Annotated in this window: 1 protein-coding gene; it reads right to left on the minus strand. The window is 69.3% G+C overall.

The annotated features are described in order from the left end of the window. A partial coding sequence (locus AWZ10_RS53320; RefSeq protein ID WP_208618673.1) for a hypothetical protein occupies window positions 1-504 on the minus strand: 504 nt, incomplete at its 3' end. Window positions 505-1,044: the final 540 nt, after the last annotated feature.

The following is a 1,044-nucleotide window of genomic DNA, read 5'->3' on the forward strand; positions in this document are numbered from 1 at the left end:
GCGCATCCAACACCGTTCGGGACGCGCGCAGTTCCGGGAGTTGGCAGCAAATGTCACTCCTGGACACTGTTTAGGAACGGTTGCTGTGCTGTCCGGGTTCCCGCTCGCCACCGTGGTTCGTGCGCGCAGGTGTGCGCCGTTGTCCGTCGGCGGTGTCACGTACGTGGACACTCGCCGTGGTCGACGACGGGGCAGCTCTCGCGGCCCGCTTCTCCAGGCACCGAGGATGCCAAGCGCGCCGAGCAAGAGGCGCACCGTACCGAGGAGGAAGAAGCCGCCCACGGCAATCAGGCCCGTGCCGAGCCTGACGACGCCGGAACTCCTGCCCTCCTGCGTTACCAGCGAGTCCAGCGCCTTGTGCCTGAAGTCGAGATAGGCAGGGAGCTGTCCGGTACGCCGCAGGATCCGTCCGACGCCGATGAGCGCGATGCCGAAGAACAGCGTGAGCAGGCTGGTCTGGAGTTGGTGGGTCGGGTCGTGCCCCTCCGAAACCGCGGTGATCACAGAAGCCCCCGGGGCATGCCAGACAGCGACCGCCCGGCGGAAAGAGGCGCCCCATCCTGCCCGACGGCTACCTCTCGGGGGAGACCCGTATGACCGAGCGCCCGTGACCTGGACGTTCGTGCCGACTCCCGCCCGGTGCGGAGGGGGTAGGACGCGCGCGCCATCAGAACGCCATGCCCATGCCCCTGCTCCACCTACCGGACGGGCGCGCGGCCATACCCGCGACCGGGGATCGGCGAACAACCCGCACGCGCACGGATGTTGGCGCGCCGACAGGCCAACTGCCCCTGGTTGCACGTGTTCTGTTGTGCGGCAGGGGCGGAAGTTGTGCGAATGCTGTGCGAGGAGGTGACAGAGCGATCGGATGTGTTGCATTTGGTGCGTCGGGGGAGCCCGGGGCCCGTGGGGCTCTCGGGGCACTGACCATGAGGAGGAACAGAAGTGATCCGTGTCTCGCGCGTGACGGCCGCTGTGGCAGCGGCCCTCGCGCTGGCGCTGGCGTCGCCGGGGGCGGCGCAGGCGGCGCCGGAACCGGCCCCC

Origin of the sequence: Streptomyces europaeiscabiei (assembly GCF_001550375.1) — a bacterium.
Taxonomy (GTDB): Bacteria; Actinomycetota; Actinomycetes; order Streptomycetales; family Streptomycetaceae; genus Streptomyces; species Streptomyces europaeiscabiei.